Annotated in this window: 1 protein-coding gene and 1 pseudogene; both read left to right on the top strand. The window is 52.6% G+C overall.

Going from position 1 to position 1,125, the window contains the following annotated elements:
* Positions 1-901 (top strand): annotated as a pseudogene (locus DMH01_RS42230) (IS3-like element ISSen4 family transposase); the annotation flags it as partial.
* Between the two features lie 62 nt (positions 902-963).
* Positions 964-1,125 (top strand): CoA-transferase (locus tag DMH01_RS43780; RefSeq protein ID WP_370323612.1); only part of this gene is annotated, 162 nt, incomplete at its 3' end.

The raw sequence follows: 1,125 nt of genomic DNA, 5'->3' as shown, positions 1-1,125 counted from the left end.
TGGATAAAGAGGCGCTTCAGGTGGCTCTTGGGCGAAAGTACTGACGACAGACCAGAAGCGGGAAGCCGCGATGTTGATGTGTGATGCGACCGGTCTGTCGCAACGTCGTGCCTGCAGGCTTACAGGTTTATCCCTGTCGACCTGCCGCTATGAGGCTCACCGTCCGGCTGCTGATGCGCATTTATCAGGGCGCATCACTGAGCTGGCACTGGAGCGCAGGCGTTTTGGCTACCGTCGTATTTGGCAGTTGCTGCGCCGTGAAGGGCTTCATGTTAATCATAAGCGCGTGTACCGGCTTTATCATCTCAGTGGCCTGGGCGTAAAACGCAGAAGACGTCGTAAAGGGCTGGCAACAGAACGTCTGCCGCTGCTCCGTCCGGCGGCGCCCAATCTGACCTGGTCGATGGATTTCGTCATGGACGCACTTTCCACCGGTCGCAGGATCAAGTGTCTTACCTGCGTCGATGATTTCACAAAGGAATGCCTGACGGTCACTGTTGCCTTTGGGATTTCAGGCGTTCAGGTCACGCGTATTCTGGACAGCATTGCACTGTTTCGAGGCTATCCGGCGACGATAAGAACTGACCAGGGGCCGGAGTTCACTTGCCGTGCACTGGATCAATGGGCCTTTGAGCATGGTGTTGAGTTGCGCTTAATCCAGCCGGGCAAGCCAACGCAGAACGGATTTATTGAGAGCTTTAACGGACGATTTCGCGATGAATGTTTGAATGAGCACTGGTTCAGCGATATCGTTCATGCCAGGAAAATTATTAATGACTGGCGGCAGTATTATAACGAATGCCGCCCGCACTCCACGCTGAATTATCAGACACCGTCTGAATTTGCAGCGGGCTGGAGAAAGGGTCATTCTGAGAATGAAGATTCCGACGTTACTAACTGAGTGTTGTATCTAATCGTGGGGGCAGGTCATACCCACAACGGTGTATGCAAGAGGGATAAAAAATGAAAACAAAATTGATGACATTACAAGACGCCACCGGCTTCTTTCGTGACGGCATGACCATCATGGTGGGCGGATTTATGGGGATTGGCACTCCATCCCGCCTGGTTGAAGCATTACTGGAATCTGGTGTTCGCGACCTGACATTGATAGCCAATGATACC

This window comes from Amycolatopsis sp. WAC 04182, assembly GCF_003947465.1.
Taxonomy (GTDB): domain Bacteria; phylum Actinomycetota; class Actinomycetes; order Mycobacteriales; family Pseudonocardiaceae; genus Amycolatopsis.
This window is presented reverse-complemented; position numbering and strand designations above follow the sequence as displayed.